The organism is Stutzerimonas tianxiuensis (assembly GCF_053470365.1).
In genome coordinates, this window is record NZ_JBPVWS010000023.1 from 23,855 (window position 1) to 48,297 (window position 24,443).

Here is a 24,443-nt window from a genome sequence, read left to right on the forward strand (position 1 = left end):
ACTGGTGCTCAGGCGGTGGCGTTGCAGCGGTCCTCAAGTACTGCAATACGCATATGTGTTGGGAGTGGCGCTCGGATTTTCCTACTGCAAAGCAGGGATGTTTGTCGGGCCTCGTGTTACGGGCCTCCGAGGTTTATTGCCGGCTTCAGCTGTGCGCATGACAGCTGAAGCTGTGTCTTTGGCGTGGGGGAGAGGAAAGACCCTGCTGGTACGGAATAGGAGTCCATACGTTTCTTTAGCAGCCTTGTTGCAGGCGAGCAGGCGCAAAAGGCCTGCGAGATGCTGGCGATACCCCGATGAGGTACCCAGAAAGTCCATTTGCTAACAGCAGATGGACTTCGGATTCTTAACGCCGTAACTGGGGCAGCGTGACGATCCCATGGAGTCCTATGAACGTCCGAGGGATGCCTGATTTTTACCAAGCGGGAATCGGTATTGCAAGCCCAGGCAGTGAGCTCAGGCCTTGATCGCATCTAGGTAATCTGACCAGCGCTGCATCATGTCGCGTCGTTCTGGCAGAAATGACGTTCGGTCGTACGCCCGTCCCAACGGATTTTTTACCGTGTGAGCAAGCTGATGCTCCAGGAGATCGGGGCGAAATCCCAGCACCTCAGCACCTATGGTTCTCGCTGTTGCACGAAAGCCGTGCCCAGTCATTTCGTCGCCGCTGATGTCCATGCGGCGTAACGCGCTGAGAACGGCATTGTTGGACATCGGTCGGTCGCCTCCTCGGGCCGAGGGGAAGGTATACCGATGCCTGCCGGTGAGCGGTTTCAGTTCGCGTAGAACAGCGACTGCTTGTTGGCTGAGGGGAACCAGGTGATCTGGGCGATCCTGTTTGGTAGCAGTTAGCCCTTTCATCTTGTGACCAGGAATCAACCACTCGCCAGCATCCAGATTGACCTCCGACCATTCCATATGTCGAAGGTCTCCGGGCCGGCAGAACAGCAACGGGGCCAGTTTTAAGGCACAACAGACAGGCATTGTTCCGCTGTAGCTATCTAGTGCTTTAAGCAGTGCGCCGAGTTTTTCAGGATCGGTCACGGCAGCAAAATGTTTCACCCGCTTGGCTGGGAGCGTACGTGAGAGATTGCCAATCTGGTTGGGTGGGGTGATACCGGCAGCTTCGGCGAACTCGAAAATCTGTTTGTAGATTTGGGCTACACGACGTGCCGTCTCGCGAGCACCGCGCTTGATGATGCGCTGGAGGTTTTCGACCAGCATGGGCGTGCTGATGCTGCTGATCGGAAGTTTTCCCAACCAGGGGTAGGCATTGAGCTCAAGGCGCTGCCTTACTGTGCGGGTGTACTCCGGATCCCAGGAGGATTCGCGAACAGTGAGCCATTGCTTGGCGACCGATTCAAAGGTGTGCTGGTGATCGAGCTGGCTGACCACTTTGGCCATGCGTCTTTGCAGCGAAGGGTCTTGGCCGCCGGCAAGCTGAACACGAGCGTCATCACGCTTGCGACGAGCATCCTGTAAGCCGACCTCTGGGTAAACGCCAAGAGCAAGGCGTTTTTCCTTGCCCAGAAAGCGGTACTTCAAGCGCCAGTAACGGCCTCCATTAGGCTGCACTTCAAGATACAAACCCTGTTCGTCATACAGCCGGTAGGGCTTGTCCTGGGGCTTGGCGTTGCGGCAGTTGGTGTCTTTCAAGGGCATTGGGGGCACATCCTCTCCGAGCGAGCTGATGAGCGTTTTATGCCCCCATATGTGCCCCCGTCAACCGTGGGATGCCCTGGGATTAGATAGCAAAACGTGGGCAATAAAAAAGCCGTAAAGCTTTGATTTCTCTGGGCTTTACGGCTTTTCTGGGTCTTCCTGGGAAGACAAAATGGTGGAGCCGGGGGGATTTGAACCCCCGTCCGCCAGCTCTCCACTGTCGGTACTACATGCGTAGCCAAATCTATTGAGTTAACTCCGCGCCGCCCGATTGGCAGGGTGCTTGGAGCGAGCTGCATGAGTTTTAGCCGTTACGTCTGCAGCGAACTTGGCGGCGATCCTGTTCTATCTGACAGTCATTTCGGGTTTACAGGCATCCCCTAGTGACCGCTGGCGCCGAAGCGACCAGATGAAGGTTAGGCGGCTAGCGCGTACCCTTCGTAGTTGTCGTCGTTGGCAACTATAAGTTTGCAACAGTGGATTTACGAGTTCTGTTACCAACTCGGCATGCACCTAGAGTTTTGTTACCGGCGTCGAATCCTAATCGGCCCCATGAAGCGTGTTGCTGCCTCATGTGTTGCGCAGTGTACGACATAAGGTTTGGCTGCGTCGAACGCTTGATCTTCTTAATTAGGGCAGCCCGTCGAAAATCAAGGGCAAACCGAGAATCGGCAAGGCCAACTGCTGGCGGCCTTGCCTCGCGGGCGTATCAGTTACCGGTGCCCGAGCCAGTGCCGCTGGTGCCTGTGCTGCCGGAGCTGCCAGGACCTTCGAGTTTGCGCAAAGCCTGGGTGGTATGAACGATGCAGTTTTCAACGTCGCCAGCTTGCTGCGCTTCGCGGGCCTGCTTGATCAGTTCTTGCACTTCGCTGCGCGCCGGCTCACCGAGGGTGGCTCGGTTGGTGGCCATGTCGTCTTCGATTTCCTGCATGTTCAATTGACACAGGTTTTTATCGTCGGCAAACACGGCAGGGCTTGCGATCAGAGCTGCGGCGGCAAGTAGGGCAAATTTCTTCATAAAGTCCTCCAGGGAGTTAACTTCCCGGCGGGCCTGCCTGTTTCTGCAATTGCGCGGCGGCGCCGAGGCGGGTGAGCCTCTGTTGAAACTGGGCTCCTAACTTCCGACTGCGGCTGCGCTGAAGCGTTTCATTTACGTATGTCGTCGTCTTCGCTGGGAGCCGCTCAATAGGGCGCTGCGGCCGCTCTGGCTCGGCTGTTTCGGTTAACCAGATAAACCAGTCCGTGATAGTCGATACCGCCATGTTGTGACAGGCCGATCTCGCAGGTTCGGCTGGTGGAGATGCCTTCTTCGCAGACTTGCACGGCGTCTTTCAGGCTGCGCAGGGCATGGGCGTTGAGCTCGGGGGTGGTGAAGCCTTTGTCGCCAGCGAAGCCGCAACAATGGATGCCTTCTGGCACGACCACTTCTTTGGCGCAGCGGCGTGCGATATCAATCAGCGCCTGGGCTTCGCCGAGGTGCTGGGTGCTGCAGGTGACGTGCACGGCAATCGGCGCGTCCTGCGGCTCGAAGTCCAGCTTGTCGATCAGGTGCGTGCGGATGAAGCGCACCGGATCGAAAACCTGCAGGCGGTCGTCCGCCAGGTCCTGAACCAGGCGCAGCGTGCAGGGGCTGGTGTCGCAGTAGATAGGGTCAAGCCCGCCGCGGCTGGCCTTGAGCAGAGCATCCAGCGTTTCCTGACGCTTCTGCTCGGCCTGCTCTGCATAGCCTTTGGAGGCGAATGGTTGGCCGCAGCAGAGGTTGTTCAGCTCATCGGGGAAGATGACCTGGTAACCAGCTTTCTCCAGAAGCGTGCGGGTGGTGTCGAGCAGTGGTTCCTGTTCCTGATCGCGTGCTGCGGGACCCATGGCGCGCGAGACGCAGGCGGCGAGGTAAACCACCCTCGGGCGTTGGTCCTGGGACGATGGCTTGGGCAGATGGAGCCGCTGCAGCGGCTGCGGTGTGGCGGAGCTCCATTGGGGCACGCGACCTTTGCTGGCATTGGTGAGCGCAGCGGAAGTCTTGCTGAGCAGGCGCGTGCCCATGAGCAGATGTGCGCCATTGGCGACATGCAGCATGAACCGCGCGCCCTGAACGGCAGTGCGGAAATGCTCGGCCAGCCAGGTGGCGGCCCGCGTATTGTCGGCATTGCGCCCGCGAAGTTTGCGCACAAGGTCGCCGGTGTTGATGCCTACCGGGCAGCGCTGTGCGCATAGCCCAGTCGCAGCGCAGGTCTCGACGCCCTGGTAGTCGTAGAGCTGCTCGAGTTCGCTTGTGTCGATGCCAGCGCGCTTTTTCGCTTGAATGTCGCGCCAGACGACGATGCGCTGACGCGGCGTCAGGGTCAGTCCATTAGATGGGCAGACCGGTTCGCAGAAGCCGCATTCGATGCACTTGTCGAGGATCTCGTCGGCAGCCGGCATTGGCTTGAGATGTTTGAGGTGGATCTGTGGGTCTTCGCTGAGCACTACGTCGGGATTGAGGATGCCCTGAGGGTCTAGCAGACGCTTGATCTGCCACATCAGTTGGTACGCATCGTTGCCCCATTCCAGTTCGACGAAGGGCGCCATGTTGCGGCCGGTACCGTGTTCGGCTTTCAGGGCGCCGCCGAACTCAACGGCCACCAGCTGGGTGACGTCTTGCATAAAGGCTTCGTAGCGTGCGACTTGCAGTGGATCGTCGAAACCCTGGGTGAAGACAAAGTGCAGGTTGCCCTCTAAGGCATGGCCGAACAGGATCGCCTCGCTGTAGGTGTGCTTTTCAAACAGCTGGATCAACCGATTGACCCCTTCGGCGAGGCGCTCGATAGGGAAAGTGACGTCCTCAATGATCACCGTCGTGCCGGTCTGGCGCACCGCGCCGACCGCTGGAAAGGTGTCCTTGCGGATCTTCCAGAGCTGGTTGTAGACGACCGGGTCTTCGCTGAAATCGACCTGCTTCTCCACCGGGAAATGAGCGATCGAGACCATGATCTGGTTGATTTGCTCGTGCAGCAGCGACCCGCTGGCTGCGCGGGATTCGATCAGCAGCGCGCAGGCATTGGCCGACAGTTGCTTGACCCACTCCGGCATGCCGGCCTTGTTCTCCACCGAGCGCAAGCTACGGCGATCAAGCAGTTCCACTGCCGACACCGGCTGTTGCTTGAGTACGGGTACGGCGAGGCAGCAGGTTTCTACGTCGGGAAAGACAACCAGCGCGCTGGCTTTGTGCGGATGATCGGGCACGGTGTCGTAGGTCACGGCGCTGATGAAACCCAGCGTGCCTTCGGAGCCGACCATCAAGTGGTTGAGGATGTCGAGTGGCTCGTCGTAGTCGACTAGCGCATTGAGTGAGAAGCCAGTGGTGTTCTTCAGCCGGTACTTGTGGCGAATTTTCGCCGCCAGTTCGGTGTTGGCGCGGGTGGTGCGGCCGAGTTCGGCGAGCTGGTCGAGCATCGCCGCGTGGCTTTGGCGGAAAGCTTCGACGCTGGTAGCGTCTTCGCTGTCGACGACGCTGCCATCTGCAAGCGCCAGGCGCAGGCCGGCGAGGGTCTTGTAGCTGTTCTGCGCTGTTCCACAGCACATGCCGCTCGAGTTGTTAGCGACGATGCCACCGATTTTTGCGGCGTTGATCGAGGCCGGATCAGGGCCGATCTTGCGCTGGAGCGGCGCCAGTATGGCGTTGGCATTGGCGCCAATTACGCCGGGTTGAAGGCGTATCTGCTCGCCGCCGTTGCGTATCTCGCGACCGTTCCAGTTGTCGCCCAGTACGATCAGTACCGAGTCGGAAATCGCCTGGCCGGATAGGCTGGTGCCCGCCGCCCGGAAGGTCACGGGTACCCGTTGGCTGTGAGCCAGCTTGAGCAGTCCCACCACCTCCATCTCAGACTCGACCCGTACCACCAGCTTGGGAATCAGCCGGTAGAAGCTGGCGTCTGTGCCAAAGGCCAGCGTTGAAAGAGGGTCGTCGAAGCGTCGCTCAGCCGGAATCAGCTTTTCGACAGCGGCGAGAAAGTCAGTCGGTAGAGCGGCAGGCGCGTTCATTTCGGGCTCCGGGAGGTAGCGGCCGCGGCGAGTGCCGGCGGCCTTCTCGATGGGCTCAGCCAAGTTCAGTCGACGTGGCGGCTGGTCTGATAGTGATCAACCTCGCGTACCAGCGAATCCGTGCTGATCTCGCTGATGGTCTTGGCGCCGGTCAGCACCATCGCAACACGCATTTCTTTTTCGATCAGGTCGAGCAGGTTGCTTACCCCCGCTTCGCCGTCCACCGCCAGCGCGTAGGCGAAGGCGCGGCCGAGCAGCACGGTATCCGCGCCGAGGGCGATCATGCGCACAACGTCAAGACCGCTGCGGATGCCCGAGTCGGCGAGGATTTTCAGGTCACCTTTGACCGCGTCGGCAATCGCCGGCATCGCGCGTGCACTGGACAGAACGCCGTCGAGCTGACGCCCGCCGTGGTTGGAGACGATGATGCCGTCGGCCCCGAAGGTCACGGCGTCTCGGGCGTCATCGGCGTCCAGAATGCCTTTGATCACCATCGGGCCATCCCAGAATTCGCGGATCCACTCCAGATCTTTCCACGAAATCGATGGATCGAAGTTGGCGGCAAGCCAGCCGATGTAGTCTTCCAGCCCGGTAGTGTGTCCGCGGTAGGTGGTGATGTTGCCGAGGTCGTGCGGCTTGCCGTGCAGTCCGACGTCCCAGGCCCAGAAGGGGTGTGTCATGGCCTGCAGAATGCGACGTACGTTTGCGTTGGGGCCACTCATGCCGGAATGCGCGTCGCGGTAGCGCGCGCCGGGGGTGGGCATATCGACGGTGAAGACCAGTGTGGTAACGCCGGCGGCCTTGGCACGCTCCAGCGCGTTCTTCATGAAGCCGCGATCCTTCAGCACATAGAGCTGAAACCACATCGGCCGCTTGATTGCCGGTGCGACTTCCTCGATCGGGCAGACCGATACGGTGGACAGGGTGAAGGGAATTCCTTTCTTGTCAGCCGCACGAGCGGCTTGCACTTCACCACGGCGAGCGAGCATGCCGGTCAGGCCGACCGGGGCGAGGGCAACCGGCATCGACAGGGTTTCGCCGAACAGCTGGGTTTCCAGGCTGAGTTCCGACATGTTGCGCAGCACGCGCTGGCGCAGGGCGATGCTTGCCAGATCCTCGACGTTGCGCCGCAGTGTGTACTCAGCGTAGGCGCCGCCATCGACATAGTGAAACAGGAACGGCGGGAGTTTGCGTTTTGCGGCAGCGCGGTAATCCGTGGAAGCAGAAATGATCATCTTATGTTCTCACCGACTGAAACGAGATAAGTCTCGGAGCGCCCGTCATCGACGAAGGCGGTGTTCGATTTACGGCTGTCCTGATCACCGGGTCGGGCGATGGAGAGGTCAGGACATGACTCCAAACGCCATTGCCCCGGGTGTTTCCCGGGGCAATGGTCGCAGGCTGCGTTAGACGCCGACTAGCGGGTCCGTCACGCCAAGCAGGTAGATCGCGATCATGCCGATCAGGCCGGTGGCCAGCACGTAGTACAGCGTAGGCCAAACGGTCTTGCGCAGGGTGACGCCTTCACGACCCAGCAAGCCGACAGTGGCCGAGGCGGCAACCACGTTGTGGATCGCCACCATGTTGCCGGCGGCGGCACCCACGGCCTGGATGGCCACGACCATCGCGCCGGAAATGCCCAGCGACTGTGCAACACCAAACTGGAACTGGCTGAACATCATGTTGCTGACAGTGTTAGAGCCAGCGAGGAACGCTCCCAATGCACCGACAGTAGGGGCCAGCAGCGGGTAGATGCCGCCTACGCTGTCAGCCACATAGCGCGCCATGGCGATGGGCATGCTTGGCAGGTCGCCAGCGTTGACACCTGAGTTGATCAGGATGCGCACCATCGGCACGGTGAACAGCAGTACGAAGCCGGCACTGAGCAGCACGCTGCTCGATTCCTTCACTGCAGCCTTGAGTTCGGCGGCGCGCATGCCATGGATGAAGAAGGTAATCAGTACAACGGCAACCAGAATTCCGCCAGGCAGGTACAGCGGTTCGATGCTGGCGCTGACGCCGGTCTCGCCGAGAATGTTGGCGAAGGCGATCGACACGGATTTCAACGCGCCGGTGACCTGCGGGAAGACACGGCTGATCACCAGGATTGCGCCGACCAGGATGTAGGGCAGCCAGGCGCGGAAAGCGCTCATCGGGCGTGCCGCGAGGTCGTCTAGCTTCATCTCGATAGTGCCGATCCACTCCGCTGGCCAATCTTTTGCGGCAGCGAAATCCCAGTTGGTTTTCGGCACCAGGAACTTGAAGCGCGCGGCGGTGGTGACGATCGCCAGGCCGACCAGGCCGCCCAGCAGCGACGGGAACTCGGGGCCAAGGAATACGCCGGTGGCGACATAGGGCAGGGTGAAGGCCAGCCCCGCGAAGAGTGCGAAAGGCAGCACTTCGAATCCGGCTTTCCAGCTTTTTTCCTTGCCGAAGAAGCGCGTCAGCATCAAGACCATGATCAACGGCATGACCGTGCCGACAATGGCGTGGGTAATGGCGACGCTGCTGGTGATTTGCTGCAGGAAGATTGGCCAGCTGGACCCTTGTGCGGCGAGTTGTGCGCCGAGGGAGGCGGTGTCCAGTCCGCTATTCACACCAACGATGATCGGCGTACCGACCGCGCCGAAGGACACTGGCGTGCTCTGCACGAGCATGCCCATCAAAACCGCTGCCATGGCCGGGAAGCCCACCGCAACCAGCAGCGGTGCTGCAATTGCTGCGGGAGTACCAAAGCCAGAGGCACCTTCGATAAAGCAGCCGAACAGCCAGGCAATGATAATGGCCTGAATTCGACGGTCCGGGCTAATGGTGGTGAAACCGGCCCGAATGGCGGTAATGCCACCCGAATGCTTGAGAGTGTTCAGTAGCAGGATCGCGCCGAAGATGATCCACAGTAGTCCCAGCGTGATCACCAGGCCTTGCAGGGTTGAGGCGATGATCCGGGTAAAGCTCATGTCCCAGATGAACAAGCCAATGGCGGCAGTGAACAAGAACACAACCGGCATGGCGCGGCTGGCCGGCCAGCGAAGGCCAATCAGCAGAACGGCGGCCAGCAGGATCGGGGTAAAGGCAAACAGGGCGAGCAGTCCGGTAGACATGTCAGGCTCCCAGGGTCGAAATGAGCAAATGGGGGCCCGGGCGGACCGGTGATGAGCAGATAAACGGAGACCGCATTAACTAGTCCTCTTCTTGTTTGGTTACTCTATCTGTAAAGTGGTAATACCAATTTACAGTAGGGTCCGGCCAGCGTAAGAGTTCTGTCGGCACTGCGTCAATTAGCAAGCTATAGACTTTGGTCGCAGCGGCGGTTATTGCGGTGGACCTAGCGGCTGGCTACGCTGCTTCCCAACACAGTGGTCAAACCAATCGAGAGGCGTCATGGAAGTGGGAGTGGTGCGCCAGCGGAGGCTGGCGGATAACATCGTCGAGCAACTCGAAACGATGATCCTTGAGGGGACGCTCAAGGCTGGGGAGCGGCTGCCTGCCGAGCGGGTGCTGGCCGAACAGTTTGGAGTATCACGTCCGTCGCTGCGCGAAGCGATCCAGAAGCTGGCGGCCAAGGGCTTGCTGGTCAGTCGTCACGGTGGTGGCAATTTCGTTGCCGAGTCCCTCGGGTCGACCTTCAGTGATCCGCTGCTGCATCTGCTCGAAAACAACGCTGATGCGCAGCGTGACCTGCTCGAGTTTCGCCATACGCTGGAAGGCAGTTGCGCTTATTACGCCGCCTTGCGCGCAACTGAAGTGGACAGGCAACGCCTGAAAGAGGCCTTTGCGGCGTTGCAGGATTGTTATGCGCGCGAAGGGGTGGTTACCCGTGCCGAGGAGGGCGCCGCTGACGCGCGTTTTCACCTTGCGATTGCCGAGGCCAGTCACAATGCAGTGCTGCTGCATACCATTCGGGGTCTGTTCGATCTGCTCAAGCGCAACGTAGTGACCAATATCGGCGGTATGTACGCGCTACGCAGCGAAACCCGCGACATGCTGATGAATCAGCATCAGGAGCTATACGATGCGATCATCGCGCGGCGGGCGAACGACGCGAGGGATGTCATTCATCACCACATCAGCTATGTCCAAGAGGTTTTGGCGGAAGGGCAGCAGGAAGCTCAACGGTTGGCGCGTGCGCAGCGGCGTCAGGCGCATCCCGAGAAGAATTAGCAGGGCTGGCGCGGTGGTGGGTTGAAAAGCTAGATCGAGCGGCTGGGTTCCGCTCGATACGCCGAGGGTCAGTCTTCCTTGCCCTTGGTGCGCATGGCGCGCTGAATCTCTCGATCAGAGTCGCGCTCTTTCTCGGTGTGGCGCTTGTCGAACTCCTTCTTGCCCTTGCCTAGCGCGATATCGCATTTGATCAAATGCTTTTTCCAGTAGATCGACAGCGCCACACAGGCGTAACCCTTCTGCTGCACGGCGCCGAACAACTTGCCCAGTTCACGCTTGTTGAGCAGCAACTTGCGGGTGCGGGTCGGGTCGGCAATGACATGGGTGCTAGCGGTGGTCAGAGGCGTAATGTGGCAGCCCATCAACCATGCTTCGCCATCCTTGAGCAGGACGTAGCTGTCCACCAGCTGGGCTTTCCCCGCTCGAAGGCTTTTCACTTCCCAGCCGGCCAGCACGAGGCCCGCCTCGAATTTCTGTTCGATGAAGTAGTCGTGTAGCGCTTTCTTGTTCAGCGCAATGGTCCCGGGGGACTGTTTCTTCTGTTTGGCCATAGGGTGCGCATTATAGGGAGTCCCGTTGCGGCTGGCGATAACCTGCGTGGTGCGACGGTGCGAAACTTGAGAGGGGTGCGCTTATCCTCGACAATGGGCAACTTTACGTTTGCTCATGCTCAACACCTGCTGTGTAGCAGGTATGAGCTTTACGCTTGCTCTCGGTGAGCGGCTGTCGGCCTCGGCTCCAGCTGCTGATTGTCGACTGACGAAGTAGAAGGGACTGAATGACGACGCATATTCAACGTTCGGCGCTGCTGCCCTATCCGGCTCATGCGCTGTTCGACATGGTCAATGATGTAGCCAGCTATCCGAAGTTTTTGCCCTGGTGTTCGGCAACCGAGGTGCTGTCCAGCAGTGACACACAGATGCACGCAAGCATGACGGTGGCGAAGGCTGGCATGAGCCAGCGCTTCCTTACGCGCAATGAGTTGCAGGCTGGTAAGCGAATCGAGATGTCGCTGGAAGAAGGGCCTTTCAGTCATCTGCATGGTATTTGGGAATTCAAGGCGTTGGGTGAAAAGGCCTGCAAGATCAGCCTTGATCTCACCTTCGATTACGCCGGGCCGTTGGTTCGTGCCACCTTGGGACCGTTGTTCAATCAGGCCGCTAATACCTTGGTCGATGCGTTCTGTGACAGGGCTAAGCAGCTTTATGGATAAGCAGATGATCGCGGTTGAGGTCGTCTATGCGCTGGCGGACAAGCAGAAGTTGCTACGCTTGGCCGTTCCTCAGGGCACCAGCGTCCGAGAAGCAGCGCTGCGCTCGGGAATGGATGGCTACTTTCCGGGTCTGGATCTGGCAACGTCGCCGTTGGGCATCTTCGGCAAGGCTGTGCCCAAGCCGGACGAGCGCACGCTTGTCGAGGGGGAGCGAGTTGAGATCTATCGACCACTGATCGCCGACCCGAAAGAAGTTCGCAAGCAGCGTGCGGCGAAGGCTACACAGAACAAGGCCGGCGAATCAGGTGAAGCGGTCACATAGGAAGTGGCATTAACGAGAAAAGCCCGGCGTGACGGGCTTTTCTGGTGTTCGGTTAACGCTTAGTTTGTGTCCAGGCTGCCTGGAGTAGGCACTGGAACGGGCTCCGCCGCATCTACGTCGCGCTGGATCTGTTCAAGCAGAGAGCCAGGAGCGGTGGCCTCTGGTTCGGTGCTAACAGGGTCATCGGTGCTTGCCGGTAGATCAGTCCCCAGAATGGCTTCGTCACGGCTCACGCCGGGCTTGAAGTCGCCTGCAAGACCAGCGAGCTGGTCGTTAGCATTGAATACAAGGCTGACGCGCTCCTGCTGACGTTCTCTGCCGCCAGGCTGGATGCTGTACAGATAGTCCCAGCGGTTAGCGTGGAACGTGTCGGTGATCAGCGGGTTGCCCATGATAAACCGCACTTGTGATCGGGTCATTCCGGGGCGCAACTGGTCTATCATGTCCTGAGTCACGACATTGCCCTGTTGAATGTCGACCTTGTAAACCCCGGGGAATGAACAACCGGCGAGTGCGAACAGGCCCACTAGCGTGAGGCTGGACAGCATGAGCTTGGTGTTTTGCATCGGTAGGTGACTTCCACTATCTTGGCTGGGCAAAGCCCGGATCATACCCGTATTGAAGGAGGCTGCGAAACAGCAGCAGCGAGAAAGCCCACCATGGTTGAAAATAGCGAACTACGCAAAGCTGGCCTCAAAGTAACCCTGCCACGGGTCAAGATCCTGCAAATGCTGGATACCACTGATCGTCGCCATATGAGCGCAGAGGACGTCTACAAGGCATTGATGGAGGCCGGCGAGGATGTCGGTCTGGCAACTGTTTACCGCGTGCTGACCCAGTTCGAGGCAGCCGGTCTTGTGGTTCGGCATAATTTCGATGGCGGCCATGCCGTGTTCGAGCTGGCTGACGGTGGCCATCATGACCACATGGTGTGCGTCGACAGCGGCGATGTGATCGAGTTTTTTGATCCGGAGATCGAGAAGCTGCAGAAGGAGATCGTCAAGCGCCATGGCTACGACCTGGTGGATCACAACTTGGTGCTGTACGTCCGCAAGAAGCCTGAGTGATCGGAGTTGATCTGGTTCGAATGTGAGCCCCGGATAATCTTGCTATATGACAAAACCCCGCCGATTGGCGGGGTTTTGTTTTGAAGGTGCGATTCATCCGGCTGCTGCCGCCTCAGTGCGTTGGGGATGTGCCCATGACCATGAGTCGGATGAGGCGCGTTTTATTGCAAGCCAGCCCAGTGCAGTCCGGTACGTGGAATGGTGTGTGCTCTCCAGCTGGCGCCGCGGCAAGATGATCCGTGGGTCGTCGTTGCTTGCTTTTTTAGGATGTTTGAGCTGTGCCGATCATCTGGCGGGCGTGGGCCAGTGCTTGCTCGGTGAGGTCAAGCCCACCCAACATGCGGGCAATTTCCTCGACCCGTTCACTGCCATCCAGTGCGGCGACAGCGGTGTGGGTTTCTTGGGCGCCGCGCGCCTTGTGTACGAACAGGTGATGGTGACCCTGTGCCGCAACTTGTGGCAGGTGGGTCACGGTCAGTACTTGGCCCCGCTCGCCGAGGCGGCGCAGCAATTGGCCGACCACTTCTGCGGTCGGCCCGCCGATACCGACGTCCACTTCGTCGAACACCAGGGTCGGAATGCGTGATGTCTGCGCTGTGATCACCTGAATCGCAAGACTGATGCGCGACAGCTCACCGCCCGAGGCAACCTTTGCCAGTGGACGCAGTGGCTGGCCTGGGTTGGCGCTTACCAGAAACTCTACCTGTTCCAGTCCGTGTGGCATCAGGTCTCCTTCTGCTGCGGGCTTCAACACGGCGCTAAACTTGCCGCCTGGCATACCCAGACGTTGAATTTCCGTTTCGACGGCTTGCGCCAAGGATTCTGCCGCCAGCTGGCGCGAAGCGCTCAGCTGTTCGGCTTTTTCTCGATAATGTCGCTCGTAGGCGGCAAGCTCTTCGCCGAGTTGCTCCAGCGCAGTGTCGTCGGCGTTAAGGCTTTCCAGTTCTTCGAAGAGGCGTTGCTGCAAGCTCGGTAACTCTGACGGCTGAACGCGGTGTTTGCGCGCCAGGGTATAGATGCTGTCGAGGCGTTCTTCCAGTGCCTGCTGCCTTTGTGGGTCGGAATCGAAGTGATCGAGAAAGCGATTGAGTTCGCCGATCGCTTCTTCAACCTGTATCTGCGCACTGGACAGCAGATTGACGGCCTCGCCAAGCGCGCCGGGCTGGTTCTGAAAGCCAGTCAGGCGCTGCAGGCTCGAGGTCAGCGCTGACAGTACGTTGCCGGCGTCGCTCTCGCTACACAGCTCGATCACCTGGCGACAGGCGCCGAGCAGGTGTTCTGCGTTGGAGAGGTTCTTGTGCTCCTGCTCCAGCTGGTCCAATTCGTCGTCGCCGAGAGCCAATGTCTCAAGCTCCTCGAGTTGGTAGCTGAGCAGCTGGTGGCGGGCGCGCTGTTCATCACTGCTGCTGCTAAGTCGCTCCAGGGTCTGCCGGGTTTGCCGCCAGCGCTGGGCGGCCAGCTGCACCTGGCGGGCAAGATCTTGATTGCCGCTGTACTCATCGAGCAACCGCCGGTGCGTATCGAGCTTTAGCAGTGACTGGTGTTCGTGCTGGCTGTGGATATCGATCAGTAGCTCGCCAAGCGCCTTGAGGTCACCTTGCGGGCAGGGCGTTCCGTTGATATAGCCGCGCGAACGACCTTCAGCAGTGATCACTCGCCGAAGGATGCATGGGCCATCATTTTCCAGATCGCGCTCGGCCAGCCAGGCTCGTGCATCTGGGATGTCGTCCAAGTCGAAGCTCGCAAGAATATCCGCCTTGTCCGCGCCGATGCGCACCACGCTGCTGTCGGCTCGATCGCCAAGAGTGAGACCTAGCGCATCGAGCATTATCGACTTGCCTGCGCCGGTCTCGCCGCTGATCACGCTCATGCCGCGTTTGAGCTCAAGATCGAGATGCTCGACGATTGCGTAATTGTGAACGGAAAGATGGACCAGCATGGCAGGACTCCTGCGTAGGTGACTGGGTATTTATACAGTGCTTCTGCGTGGCTCATCAAGCTGCTCCGCGTGAGTGGTATGTAAACAAATGCGGTCGGTTAGGCACCGAATGGGCTGTTCGAAAGGGGCTGGGTGTTTCTTTGATGTGGATACGCCCTTGAAGCAGAATTTTGTTGCCCCCATATAGCGGCACAAGCGCGGGTCGACGCCCGCTGACGTATCGATGAGGAGGACCGCATGGCCGACGAGCAGAACCTGGACAACCAGACCCCTGATGAAAACGAGACCGCGCAAGCCGAGGTGACCGAGGATCTGGCTGCACGGGTGCAGTCCCTCGAAGAGCAATTGGCCGCGGCGCAGGATCAGTCCCTGCGAGTGGCAGCTGAGTTGCAGAACATCCGTCGTCGTGCCGAACAGGATGTTGAGAAAGCGCACAAGTTTGCGCTGGAAAAATTCGCCGGCGATCTGCTGGGCGTCGCTGACAGTCTGGAGCGCGGGCTCGAGCTGTCGAATCCAGATGATGAAGCAGTCAAGCCGATGCGCGAAGGTGTCGAGCTGACGTTCAAGTTGTTGCTCGACACTCTGGCGCGCCATCAGTTGGTGCAGATTGACCCACAGGGCGAGCCCTTCAATCCCGAGCATCACCAGGCCATGGCCATGGAAGAAAGCACCCATGCCGAGCCAGGCAGCGTGCTCAAGGTGTTCCAGAAGGGCTATCTGCTCAACGGACGTCTGTTGCGTCCGGCGATGGTCGTTGTCAGCAAGGCGCCGGCAGAAACCCCGCCTTCGATTGATGAGCAGGCTTGAATTTTTGCGGCTGACCCCCATCTGGTAGCCAAGCGTTTTTGTATTACCCGCAGCCGGTAAACAGGCGCGGATCAATCAAAGTTCGGAGAGAAGCACATGGGCAAGATTATCGGTATCGACCTGGGAACGACCAACTCCTGCGTCTCCATTCTGGAAAACGGCAAGGCCAAGGTGATCGAGAACGCCGAAGGCGGTCGCACCACCCCCTCGATCATTGCGTACGCCAATGACGGTGAAATCCTGGTTGGTCAATCGGCCAAGCGTCAGGCTGTTACCAACCCGCACAACACGCTGTACGCCGTGAAGCGACTGATCGGTCGTCGTTTCGATGAAGACGTCGTGCAGAAAGACATCCAGATGGTTCCGTACAAGATCGTCAAAGCGGACAACAGTGACGCCTGGGTAGAGGTGAGCGGCCAGAAAATGGCACCGCCGCAGATCTCTGCCGAGATCCTGAAGAAAATGAAGAAGACTGCCGAAGACTATCTCGGCGAGCCGGTTACCGAAGCGGTGATCACCGTCCCGGCGTACTTCAATGACAGCCAGCGTCAGGCTACAAAGGACGCCGGGCGCATTGCGGGTCTGGATGTTAAGCGCATTATCAACGAGCCGACTGCTGCCGCGCTGGCCTATGGCATGGACAAGGCCAAGGGCGATCACACAGTCATCGTATATGACCTGGGTGGCGGTACCTTCGACGTGTCGGTGATCGAAATCGCCGAGGTTGACGGCGAGCATCAGTTTGAAGTGTTGGCCACCAACGGTGACACCTTCCTTGGTGGTGAAGACTTCGACATCCGCTTGATCGACTACCTCGTCGACGAGTTCAAGAAAGAAAGCGGCATGAACCTCAAGGGTGATCCGCTGGCCATGCAGCGTCTGAAGGAAGCTGCTGAAAAGGCCAAGATCGAGCTGTCTTCCAGTCAGCAGACCGACGTCAACCTGCCTTACATCACGGCAGATTCGACCGGGCCGAAGCACCTGAACGTGAAAATCTCTCGCGCCAAGCTCGAAGCGCTGGTCGAGGATCTGGTTCAGCGCACCATCGAGCCGTGCCGCATGGCGATGAAAGACGCCGGGATCGACGTCTCCAAGATCGACGACGTGATTCTGGTCGGTGGTCAGACCCGCATGCCGCTGGTGCAGCAGAAGGTTGCCGAGTTCTTCGGCAAGGAAGCCCGCAAGGACGTCAACCCCGACGAAGCCGTGGCCATGGGTGCAGCCATTCAGGGTGCAGTGCTGGCTGGCGACGTCAAGGACGTGCTGTTGCTCGACGTTTCCCCGCTGACCCTGGGTATCGAAACCATGGGTGGCGTGATGACTGCGCTGATCGAGAAGAACACCACCATCCCGACCAAGAAGTCGCAGGTGTTCTCGACTGCCGATGACAACCAGGGCGCCGTGACCATCCATGTACTGCAGGGTGAGCGCAAACAGGCTTCGCAGAACAAGTCCCTGGGTCGTTTCGATCTGGCTGATATTCCGCCCGCTCCGCGTGGTGTGCCGCAGATCGAAGTGACCTTCGACATCGATGCCAACGGCATCCTGCACGTGTCGGCGAAAGACAAGGCCACCGGCAAGCACCAGTCCATCGTGATCAAGGCCAACTCGGGTCTTTCCGAGGAGGAAATCGAGCAGATGGTGCGTGACGCCGAAGCCAACGCCGAGGAAGACCGCAAGTTTGAAGAGCTGGTGACTGTCCGCAACCAGGGCGATCAGCTGGTGCATGCAACTCGCAAGATGTTGACCGAGGCTGGCGACAAGGCCACCGAAGAAGACAAGGCCAACATCGAAAAAGCCATCGGCGAGCTGGAAGTGGCCATCAAGGGCGACGACAAGGCCGAGATCGAAGCCAAGATCGCAGCAGTCTCGCAGGCTTCCACTCCGCTGGCGCAGAAGATGTATGCCGAGCAGCCTCAGGGCGGCGAAGGCGAGCAGGCTGGCGACAATGCTCAGTCAGGTGACGACGTGGTTGACGCTGAGTTCGAAGAGGTCAAGGACAACAAGTAAGCCGCGGCTTATGACCTCCATGAGAGGGGTGAGGGCAGAGTCCGTTCAGGCTGCTGCCTTTTGCTCCAGCCCGATGCGGTGATGCCGCGACGGGGCTGATCGCCGCGCGGGGGCTTGCTCCCGCGTCGGCGTGTCTGGAGGGTACGAATTTGAAGGTTCAGGAAACTTATGGCCAAACGTGACTATTACGAAGTGCTGGGTGTCGAGCGCGGCGCCAGCGAGGCGGAGCTGAAAAAGGCTTATCGTCGCCTCGCAATGAAGCATCATCCGGACCGTAATCCCGGAGACAAAGCCGCTGAAGACGCATTCAAGGAAGCCAACGAGGCTTACGAAGTGCTTTCCGATGCGAGCAAGCGTCAGGCCTACGACCAGTACGGTCATGCCGGCGTCGATCCCCAGATGGGAGCTGGCGCGGGTGCGGCTTACGGCAACGCCAATTTCTCCGACATCTTTGGCGATGTGTTCAGCGATTTCTTTGCTGGCGGTCGCGGCAGCTCGCGTGGCGGCGCTCAGCGCGGCAGCGATCTGCGCTACACCCTTGAGCTGGATCTGGAAGAGGCTGTGCGGGGCACCACGGTCACCATCCGGGTGCCCACCTTGGCTGAATGCAAGACCTGCGACGGTTCTGGCGCCAAGAAGGGCACCAGTCCAGTGACCTGTACCACCTGTGGTGGCATCGGTCAGGTGCGCATGCAGCAGGGCTTCTTCTCGGTTCAGCAGACCTGCCCGCGCTGTCATGGCAGCGGCAAGATGATTTCCGATCCTTGCGGTAGCTGCCATGGGCAAGGTCGGGTCGAGGAGCAGAAGACACTTTCGGTCAAGGTGCCGCCGGGTGTCGATACAGGTGACCGGATTCGTTTGACGGGTGAAGGCGAGGCGGGCGCTCAGGGCGGTCCGGCTGGTGACCTTTACGTAGTGGTCAACGTACGTGAGCACCCGATCTTCCAGCGTGACGGCAAGCACCTGTTTTGCGAGGTGCCGATCAGTTTTGCCGATGCGGCGCTGGGCGGCGAGTTGGAAGTGCCAACCCTCGACGGGCGGGTGAAGTTGAAGATCCCGGAAGGTACTCAGACTGGCAAGCAGTTCCGTTTGCGCGGCAAGGGGGTTGCTCCTGTGCGTGGCGGTGCGGCTGGCGATCTGTTGTGCCGGGTCGCGGTGGAGACACCGGTCAACCTGGGCAAGCGCCAGCGCGAGCTACTCGACGAGTTCCGCAAGACCTTACAGAGCGACAGTTCGCATTCGCCAAAGGCCAGTGGCTGGTTTGAAGGCGTGAAGCGATTTTTTGGCGATCTTTAATCCAGCGGCGAGCTGCAGGCGGCAGCCTTCCTGAAGGCGCTCTTGCAGCTTGAGGCTTGCAGCTTGGAGCTGTTTTTATGCGACGTATTGCAGTAACGGGCGCCGCCGGGCGTATGGGCAAGACACTGGTCGAAGCCGTTCAGCAAACTGCCGGTGCTGCGGGTTTGACCGCCGCCATTGATCGGCCTGATAGCACTCTGGTCGGTGCCGATGCGGGTGAACTGGCGGCAATCGGGCGGCTCGGTGTGCCGCTGATTGGTGAGGTAGCGAAGGTCGTCGACGAGTTCGATGTGCTGATCGATTTCACTCATCCTTCGGTCACGCTGAAAAATCTCGAAGTGTGCCGGCGCGCCGGTAAGGCGATGGTGATCGGTACGACCGGTTTCTCGGTTGCAGAGAAAGAGAAGTTGGCAGCGGCCGCGCAGGATATCCCCATCGTATTTGCGGCGAACTTCAGTGTCGGCGTCAATTTGTGTCTGAAGTTGCTTGATACGGCTGCGCGGGTGCTGGGTGACGAGGTCGATATCGAGATCATCGAGGCGCATCACCGCCACAAGGTGGACGCGCCGTCGGGCACTGCGTTGCGCATGGGTGAGGTCGTCGCGCAGGCGCTTGGTCGCGATCTGCAGGAGGTTGCGGTTTATGGCCGCGAAGGGCAGACGGGCGCCCGTGCGCGGGAGACGATCGGCTTTGCCACCGTGCGTGCCGGCGACGTTGTGGGAGATCACACCGTTCTGTTCGCAGCCGAGGGCGAGCGGGTCGAGATCACCCATAAGGCGTCCAGTCGGATGACTTTCGCCAAAGGCGCGGTGCGCGCTGCGATGTGGTTGGAGCAGCAGCCAGCGGGGCTGTATGACATGCAGGATGTGCTCGGGCTACGCTGAGGAAGCTCCTCGCTCGGCGTTTTGGCTGATTGCGGCTGGACCTGAAAGGGCGGTTTCTGTAAGCTTCCCGTTTTAGTGTGTCCACTAAAAGTTGCGCAGAATGAATCAAATAAAAAGCGGGATGACCTTCACACGTCATCCCGCTTTTTTACAATCTGCGCTTGCTTCAGCCTTGATCTTTGGGAGGTCTCTTGACTAAGCCAGCCATTCTCGCCCTTGCCGATGGCAGTATTTTTCGCGGCGAATCTATCGGCGCCGACGGCCAGACTATCGGTGAGGTGGTGTTCAATACCGCCATGACCGGCTATCAGGAAATCCTCACCGATCCTTCCTATGCCAAGCAAATCGTCACCTTGACCTATCCGCACGTTGGCAATACCGGTACCACCCCAGAAGACGCCGAGTCCTGGAAGGTTTGGGCTGCCGGGCTGGTGATTCGCGACTTGCCGCTGGTCTCGAGCAACTGGCGGGACAAGCAGCCGCTGCCGGATTACCTCAAGGCCAATGGCACCGTCGCCATTGCAGGCATCGATACCCGCCGTCTGACCCGCATCCTTCGCGAGAAAGGCGCTCAGGATGGTTGCATCCTGGCAGGTGACGATGCGACTGAAGAAAAGGCGCTGGAGTTGGCTCGCAGCTTCCCCGGTCTCAAGGGCATGGACCTGGCCAAAGAGGTCAGCGTCAAGGAGCGCTACGAGTGGCGCTCGAGCGTTTGGTGTCTGAGTGATGACGGTCATGCTGAGGTACCTGCCAGTGAGCTGCCGTACCATGTGGCCGCCTTCGACTACGGCGTGAAGTACAACATTCTGCGCATGCTGGTCGCGCGTGGTTGCCGGGTCACTGTGTTGCCGGCTCAGACGCCTGCCAGCGAAGCCCTGGCGCTGAACCCGGACGGTATCTTCCTGGCCAACGGCCCCGGTGATCCCGAGCCTTGCGACTACGCGATCAAGGCAATCCAGGAAGTGCTCGAAACCGACATTCCGGTGTTCGGTATCTGCCTCGGCCATCAATTGTTGGCGTTGGCCTCTGGTGCCAAGACCATGAAGATGCCCAACGGCCACCACGGTGCGAACCACCCGGTTCAGGATCTGAAGACGGGAGTGGTGATGATCACCAGTCAGAACCATGGTTTTGCCGTAGACGAAGCCAGCCTGCCTAGCAATGTGCGCGCCACGCACAAGTCGCTGTTCGACGGCACGCTGCAAGGTATTGAGCGCACTGACAAGGTTGCCTTCAGCTTCCAGGGCCACCCTGAGGCTAGCCCAGGCCCGCATGATGTCGCGCCGTTGTTTGATCGCTTCATCGACGCCATGGCCAAGCGCCGCTAAGTTCGCCGAGCACAGAATTCGAGAGAGACCATGCCAAAACGTACAGACATCAAAAGCATTCTGATCCTCGGCGCTGGCCCGATCGTCATCGGCCAGGCGTGCGAGTTCGATTACTCCGGAGCGCAGGCGTGCAAAGCACTGCGCGAAGAGGGGTTCCGCGTCATCCTGGTCAACTCCAACCCCGCGACCATCATGACCGACCCGTCCATGGCTGATGCCACTTACATCGAGCCAATCAAGTGGGCCACCGTCGCCAAGATCATCGAGAAGGAGCGCCCCGATGCGCTACTGCCGACGATGGGTGGTCAGACCGCCCTGAACTGTGCGCTGGACCTGGAAAAGCACGGCATCCTGGAGAAGTTTGGCGTCGAGATGATTGGCGCCAACGCCGACACCATCGACAAAGCTGAAGATCGCTCGCGCTTCGACAAGGCTATGAAGAATATCGGCCTTGCATGCCCGGTCTCCGGTATCGCGCACAACATGGACGAAGCCTATGGCGTGCTCGATAAGGTCGGATTTCCTTGCATCATCCGTCCCTCGTTCACTATGGGCGGCACCGGTGGCGGTATCGCCTACAACCGTGAAGAGTTCGAGGAGATCTGCGCTCGTGGCCTAGACTTGTCGCCGACCAGCGAGCTGCTGATCGATGAGTCGCTGATCGGCTGGAAGGAATACGAGATGGAGGTGGTCCGCGATAAGAAGGACAACTGCATCATCGTCTGTGCCATCGAAAACTTCGATCCGATGGGGGTCCACACCGGCGACTCCATTACCGTCGCGCCAGCGCAAACTCTGACCGATAAGGAATATCAGATTCTGCGTAACGCCTCGCTGGCGGTGTTGCGCGAGATCGGCGTTGAAACCGGCGGTTCCAACGTGCAGTTTGGCATTTGCCCCAACACCGGCCGTATGGTCGTGATCGAGATGAACCCGCGAGTTTCGCGTTCGTCAGCTCTGGCGTCCAAAGCCACTGGCTTCCCCATTGCCAAGATCGCTGCAAAGCTTGCGGTGGGCTACACGCTCGACGAGTTGCAGAACGACATCACCGGTGGCCGCACCCCTGCGTCCTTCGAGCCGGCGATCGATTACGTCGTGACCAAGATCCCGCGTTTCGCTTTCGAGAAATTCCCCAAAGCTGATGCTCGCTTGACCACCCAGATGAAGTCGGTCGGTGAGGTCATGGCCATCGGGCGCACTTTCCAGGAATCTGTACAGAAAGCGCTGCGCGGCCTGGAAGTCGGTGTGTCCGGCTTTGATCCGAAGCTCGATCTGACTGACCCCGAGAGCGAAAGCACCCTCAAGCGTGAGCTGACCGTGCCGGGCGCTGATCGTATTTGGTACGTGGCCGATGCTTTCCGCGCTGGCAAGACGGTCGCCGAAGTGTTCGACCTCACGCGCATCGATGAGTGGTTCTTGGTGCAGATCGAGGATCTGATCAAGGAGGAGGAGCAAATCAAGACTATGGGCCTGTCCAGCATCGATCGCGATGTCATGTACAAGCTCAAGCGCAAAGGCTTCTCCGACGCGCGCCTGGCCAAGTTGCTTGGCGTAACCGAAAAGAACCTGCGAGCTCACCGGCACAAGCTTAAAGTGCTGCCGGTCTATAAGCGCGTCGACACCTGCGCCGCCGAGTTCGCCACTGACACTGCCTACATGTACTCGACTTACGAGGAAGAGTGCGAGGCGAATCCGTCCAGCCGCGAGAAGATCATGATTCTCGGCGGCGGCCCGAACCGTATCGGCCAAGGCATCGAATTCGATTACTGCTGCGTTCATGCGGCACTGGCAATGCGCGACGATGGTTATGAAACCATCATGGTCAACTGCAACCCTGAGACTGTCTCCACTGACTACGACACATCGGATCGTCTGTACTTCGAGCCGGTAACCTTGGAAGACGTGCTGGAAATCGTCCGTGTCGAGCAGCCCAAGGGCGTTATCGTGCAGTACGGCGGCCAGACTCCGCTGAAGCTGGCTCGTGCGCTGGAAGAGGCGGGTGTGCCTATCATCGGAACCAGCCCTGATTCTATTGACCGCGCTGAAGACCGTGAGCGCTTCCAGCAGATGGTCGAGCGCCTGAACCTGCGCCAGCCGCCAAACGCGACCGCCCGCAGCGAAGAAGAGGCACTTGCCGCCTCGAAAGTGATCGGTTATCCGCTGGTGGTGCGTCCGTCTTATGTACTGGGCGGTCGGGCGATGGAAATTGTTTACCAGGAAGAAGAGCTCAAGCGCTACATGCGCGAAGCGGTGAAAGTGTCGAATGACAGCCCAGTGCTGCTCGATCACTTCCTCAACTGCGCCATCGAGGTCGATATCGACGCGGTGTGTGACGGCGAGCACGTGGTAATCGGCGCCATCATGCAGCACATCGAACAGGCCGGCGTGCATTCCGGTGACTCGGCCTGCTCACTGCCGCCTTATTCATTGCCGGCGCACATCCAGAACGAAATCCGAGACCAGGTCAAGAAGATGGCGCTGGAGTTGGGTGTGGTCGGTCTGATGAACGTACAGATGGCCGTGCAGGGCGAGGACATCTTCGTCATTGAGGTCAATCCGCGTGCGTCGCGTACAGTGCCTTTCGTATCGAAGTGCATCGGCGTCTCGCTAGCGATGATTGCGGCACGTGTCATGGCGGGTAAAACGCTGGCTGAGGTCGGGCTGACCGAAGAAATAATTCCAGATTTCTACAGTGTTAAAGAAGCGGTTTTCCCCTTCGCCAAGTTCCCGGGTGTCGACCCGATCCTCGGCCCGGAAATGAAATCGACCGGTGAGGTGATGGGGGTCGGCGACAGCTTCGCCGAAGCCTTTGCCAAGGCTCAGCTCGGCGCTAGCGAGATTCTGCCGAACAGTGGCTGTGCGTTCATCAGTGTGCGCGATGACGACAAGCCACACGTAGCCCAGGTGGCGCGTGATCTGATCGAGCTTGGTTTCGAAGTGGTCGGTACGGCTGGCACGGCAAAGATCATCGAGGCTGCTGGGCTGCCGGTGCGTCGGGTGAACAAGGTAACCGAGGGTCGCCCGCACGTTGTCGACATGATCAAGAATGACGAGGTCACGCTGATCATCAATACTACCGAGGGGCGTCAGTCCATCGCCGACTCTTTCTCAATCCGTCGTAACGCTCTGCAGCACAAGATCTGCTGCACCACCACCCTGGCTGGTGGGCAGGCGATCTGTGAGGCGCTGAAGTTCGGTCCCGAGAAGACCGTACGTCGCTTGCAGGATCTCCATGCAGGAATCAAGGCATGACTAAATACCCAATGACTGTCCAGGGCGCGCGCGCCTTGGAAGAAGAGCTGCACCATCTCACCAAAGTCCTTCGCCCCAAGCTCAGTCATGACATCGGCGTGGCGCGTGAGCTGGGGGATCTCAAGGAAAACGCCGAGTATCACGCCGCTCGCGAACAGCAGGGCATGGTCGAGGCGCGGATTCGTGATATCGAAGGGCGTCTTCAGAATGCTCAAGTCATCGATGTCAGCAGCATTCCGCACACTGGCAAAGTGATCTTTGGGACCACCGTTGAGATTGCCAATGTCGAGACTGATGAGCGCGTCACTTATCAGATCGTTGGTGAGGACGAAGCGGAGATCAAGCTCGGCAAGATCTCCGTGGGCTCCCCAATTGCGCGCGCCCTGATCGGCAAGGTCGAAGGTGACGTCGCTGTGGTGAAAACGCCGGGAGGGCTGGTCGAGTTCGAGATCGTCGAGGTTCGCCATCTCTGAGATTCGACC

The 24,443-nt window shown here is 59.4% G+C and carries 19 protein-coding genes and 1 other RNA gene; 11 read left to right on the top strand and 9 right to left on the bottom strand.

All coding sequences use genetic code 11. The features are described from left to right. Nucleotides 1–456: 456 nt before the first annotated feature. The 6 genes from ACSSNI_RS21080 to ACSSNI_RS21105 all read right to left on the bottom strand — a co-directional run bounded on the left by ACSSNI_RS21080 (nt 457) and on the right by ACSSNI_RS21105 (nt 8,783). Complete coding sequence (locus ACSSNI_RS21080) at nt 457–1,662, bottom strand: tyrosine-type recombinase/integrase (RefSeq protein ID WP_042926690.1); 1,206 nt, start codon at nt 1,660–1,662, stop codon at nt 457–459. Between the two features lie 173 nt (nt 1,663–1,835). Continuing rightward, nucleotides 1,836–2,214, bottom strand: a transfer-messenger RNA (tmRNA) gene (gene ssrA, locus ACSSNI_RS21085). A 157-nt stretch (nt 2,215–2,371) separates the two neighbouring features. Then, the gene (locus ACSSNI_RS21090; protein WP_064481622.1) at nt 2,372–2,680 is read right to left on the bottom strand and encodes a hypothetical protein; all 309 of its coding nucleotides are present in this window, start codon (nt 2,678–2,680) and stop codon (nt 2,372–2,374) included. A gap of 164 nt (nt 2,681–2,844) precedes the next feature. Next, a complete protein-coding gene (locus ACSSNI_RS21095) occupies nt 2,845–5,682 on the bottom strand; it encodes an FAD-binding and (Fe-S)-binding domain-containing protein (protein WP_200638465.1) in 2,838 nt (945 codons plus the stop codon). Nucleotides 5,683–5,747: 65 nt separating this feature from the next. Further along, nucleotides 5,748–6,917 (bottom strand): FMN-dependent L-lactate dehydrogenase LldD, encoded by a 1,170-nt coding sequence (lldD, locus tag ACSSNI_RS21100; RefSeq protein WP_102835575.1) that lies wholly within the window; start codon nt 6,915–6,917, stop codon nt 5,748–5,750. A 171-nt stretch (nt 6,918–7,088) separates the two neighbouring features. Then, nucleotides 7,089–8,783, bottom strand: a complete 1,695-nt coding sequence (locus ACSSNI_RS21105) for an L-lactate permease (RefSeq protein ID WP_102835576.1) — start codon at nt 8,781–8,783, stop codon at nt 7,089–7,091. Between the two features lie 280 nt (nt 8,784–9,063). On the opposite strand from ACSSNI_RS21105, the gene ACSSNI_RS21110 reads away from it, so the two are divergent. Next, entirely contained in the window at nt 9,064–9,843 is a 780-nt protein-coding gene (locus tag ACSSNI_RS21110) for a GntR family transcriptional regulator (protein ID WP_148926767.1), read from the top strand. Nucleotides 9,844–9,911: 68 nt separating this feature from the next. Here ACSSNI_RS21110 and smpB read toward each other — a convergent pair whose 3' ends face one another. After that, nucleotides 9,912–10,394 carry an SsrA-binding protein SmpB gene (gene smpB / locus ACSSNI_RS21115; protein WP_019340344.1) on the bottom strand — a complete coding sequence of 161 codons (483 nt, stop codon included), beginning with the start codon at nt 10,392–10,394 and terminating at the stop codon, nt 9,912–9,914. A 227-nt stretch (nt 10,395–10,621) separates the two neighbouring features. Between smpB and ACSSNI_RS21120 the strand changes: the two genes are divergently transcribed. Both ACSSNI_RS21120 and ACSSNI_RS21125 read left to right on the top strand, forming a co-directional pair. Then, nucleotides 10,622–11,056, top strand: coding sequence for a type II toxin-antitoxin system RatA family toxin (locus ACSSNI_RS21120; RefSeq protein ID WP_102835578.1), 435 nt, complete (start codon nt 10,622–10,624; stop codon nt 11,054–11,056). Continuing rightward, nucleotides 11,049–11,378, top strand: coding sequence for an RnfH family protein (locus tag ACSSNI_RS21125; protein ID WP_200638467.1), 330 nt, complete (start codon nt 11,049–11,051; stop codon nt 11,376–11,378). The genes ACSSNI_RS21120 and ACSSNI_RS21125 overlap by 8 nt, the downstream gene beginning before the upstream one ends. A 59-nt stretch (nt 11,379–11,437) precedes the next feature. On the opposite strand, the gene ACSSNI_RS21130 is transcribed toward ACSSNI_RS21125, so the two are convergent. After that, entirely contained in the window at nt 11,438–11,944 is a 507-nt protein-coding gene (locus ACSSNI_RS21130) for an outer membrane protein assembly factor BamE (RefSeq protein ID WP_159968934.1), read from the bottom strand. A gap of 93 nt (nt 11,945–12,037) precedes the next feature. Here ACSSNI_RS21130 and fur point away from each other — a divergent pair, with 93 nt between their 5' ends. Continuing rightward, on the top strand, nt 12,038–12,445 hold the full coding sequence (gene fur, locus ACSSNI_RS21135) for a ferric iron uptake transcriptional regulator (RefSeq protein ID WP_045429745.1): 408 nt from the start codon (nt 12,038–12,040) through the stop codon (nt 12,443–12,445). Between the two features lie 262 nt (nt 12,446–12,707). Here fur and recN read toward each other — a convergent pair whose 3' ends face one another. Further along, nucleotides 12,708–14,384 (bottom strand): DNA repair protein RecN, encoded by a 1,677-nt coding sequence (gene recN, locus ACSSNI_RS21140; RefSeq protein ID WP_159968933.1) that lies wholly within the window; start codon nt 14,382–14,384, stop codon nt 12,708–12,710. 237 nt (nt 14,385–14,621) lie between these two features. On the opposite strand from recN, the gene grpE reads away from it, so the two are divergent. From grpE to greA, 7 genes are all read left to right on the top strand, one after another. Continuing rightward, complete coding sequence (gene grpE, locus ACSSNI_RS21145; RefSeq protein WP_200638469.1) at nt 14,622–15,191, top strand: nucleotide exchange factor GrpE; 570 nt, start codon at nt 14,622–14,624, stop codon at nt 15,189–15,191. Nucleotides 15,192–15,287: 96 nt separating this feature from the next. Beyond that, the gene (gene dnaK / locus ACSSNI_RS21150; protein WP_148926762.1) at nt 15,288–17,201 is read left to right on the top strand and encodes a molecular chaperone DnaK; all 1,914 of its coding nucleotides are present in this window, start codon (nt 15,288–15,290) and stop codon (nt 17,199–17,201) included. A gap of 168 nt (nt 17,202–17,369) precedes the next feature. Continuing rightward, entirely contained in the window at nt 17,370–18,497 is a 1,128-nt protein-coding gene (dnaJ, locus tag ACSSNI_RS21155) for a molecular chaperone DnaJ (RefSeq protein WP_102835584.1), read from the top strand. A 77-nt stretch (nt 18,498–18,574) separates the two neighbouring features. Beyond that, nucleotides 18,575–19,381 carry a 4-hydroxy-tetrahydrodipicolinate reductase gene (dapB, locus tag ACSSNI_RS21160; protein WP_200638471.1) on the top strand — a complete coding sequence of 269 codons (807 nt, stop codon included), beginning with the start codon at nt 18,575–18,577 and terminating at the stop codon, nt 19,379–19,381. 191 nt (nt 19,382–19,572) lie between these two features. Continuing rightward, the gene (gene carA / locus ACSSNI_RS21165) at nt 19,573–20,709 is read left to right on the top strand and encodes a glutamine-hydrolyzing carbamoyl-phosphate synthase small subunit (RefSeq protein WP_200638474.1); all 1,137 of its coding nucleotides are present in this window, start codon (nt 19,573–19,575) and stop codon (nt 20,707–20,709) included. A gap of 30 nt (nt 20,710–20,739) precedes the next feature. Continuing rightward, nucleotides 20,740–23,961: a carbamoyl-phosphate synthase large subunit gene (gene carB / locus ACSSNI_RS21170; RefSeq protein ID WP_200638481.1), complete on the top strand. Its 3,222-nt coding sequence runs from the start codon at nt 20,740–20,742 to the stop codon at nt 23,959–23,961. Then, nucleotides 23,958–24,434, top strand: a complete 477-nt coding sequence (gene greA, locus ACSSNI_RS21175) for a transcription elongation factor GreA (RefSeq protein ID WP_046162835.1) — start codon at nt 23,958–23,960, stop codon at nt 24,432–24,434. The genes carB and greA overlap by 4 nt, the downstream gene beginning before the upstream one ends. Nucleotides 24,435–24,443: the final 9 nt, after the last annotated feature.

Coding starts and splice junctions, on each gene's coding strand:
- dnaK (WP_148926762.1), top strand. CDS start 15,288: ATGGGCAAGATTATCGGTATCGACCTGGGAACGACCAACTCCTGCGTC.
- ACSSNI_RS21090 (WP_064481622.1), bottom strand. CDS start 2,680: ATGAAGAAATTTGCCCTACTTGCCGCCGCAGCTCTGATCGCAAGCCCT.
- ACSSNI_RS21105 (WP_102835576.1), bottom strand. CDS start 8,783: ATGTCTACCGGACTGCTCGCCCTGTTTGCCTTTACCCCGATCCTGCTG.
- carB (WP_200638481.1), top strand. CDS start 20,740: ATGCCAAAACGTACAGACATCAAAAGCATTCTGATCCTCGGCGCTGGC.
- recN (WP_159968933.1), bottom strand. CDS start 14,384: ATGCTGGTCCATCTTTCCGTTCACAATTACGCAATCGTCGAGCATCTC.
- ACSSNI_RS21110 (WP_148926767.1), top strand. CDS start 9,064: ATGGAAGTGGGAGTGGTGCGCCAGCGGAGGCTGGCGGATAACATCGTC.
- dnaJ (WP_102835584.1), top strand. CDS start 17,370: ATGGCCAAACGTGACTATTACGAAGTGCTGGGTGTCGAGCGCGGCGCC.
- greA (WP_046162835.1), top strand. CDS start 23,958: ATGACTAAATACCCAATGACTGTCCAGGGCGCGCGCGCCTTGGAAGAA.
- fur (WP_045429745.1), top strand. CDS start 12,038: ATGGTTGAAAATAGCGAACTACGCAAAGCTGGCCTCAAAGTAACCCTG.
- grpE (WP_200638469.1), top strand. CDS start 14,622: ATGGCCGACGAGCAGAACCTGGACAACCAGACCCCTGATGAAAACGAG.
- smpB (WP_019340344.1), bottom strand. CDS start 10,394: ATGGCCAAACAGAAGAAACAGTCCCCCGGGACCATTGCGCTGAACAAG.
- ACSSNI_RS21130 (WP_159968934.1), bottom strand. CDS start 11,944: ATGCAAAACACCAAGCTCATGCTGTCCAGCCTCACGCTAGTGGGCCTG.
- ACSSNI_RS21120 (WP_102835578.1), top strand. CDS start 10,622: ATGACGACGCATATTCAACGTTCGGCGCTGCTGCCCTATCCGGCTCAT.
- dapB (WP_200638471.1), top strand. CDS start 18,575: ATGCGACGTATTGCAGTAACGGGCGCCGCCGGGCGTATGGGCAAGACA.
- ACSSNI_RS21095 (WP_200638465.1), bottom strand. CDS start 5,682: ATGAACGCGCCTGCCGCTCTACCGACTGACTTTCTCGCCGCTGTCGAA.
- lldD (WP_102835575.1), bottom strand. CDS start 6,917: ATGATCATTTCTGCTTCCACGGATTACCGCGCTGCCGCAAAACGCAAA.
- ACSSNI_RS21125 (WP_200638467.1), top strand. CDS start 11,049: ATGGATAAGCAGATGATCGCGGTTGAGGTCGTCTATGCGCTGGCGGAC.
- ACSSNI_RS21080 (WP_042926690.1), bottom strand. CDS start 1,662: ATGCCCTTGAAAGACACCAACTGCCGCAACGCCAAGCCCCAGGACAAG.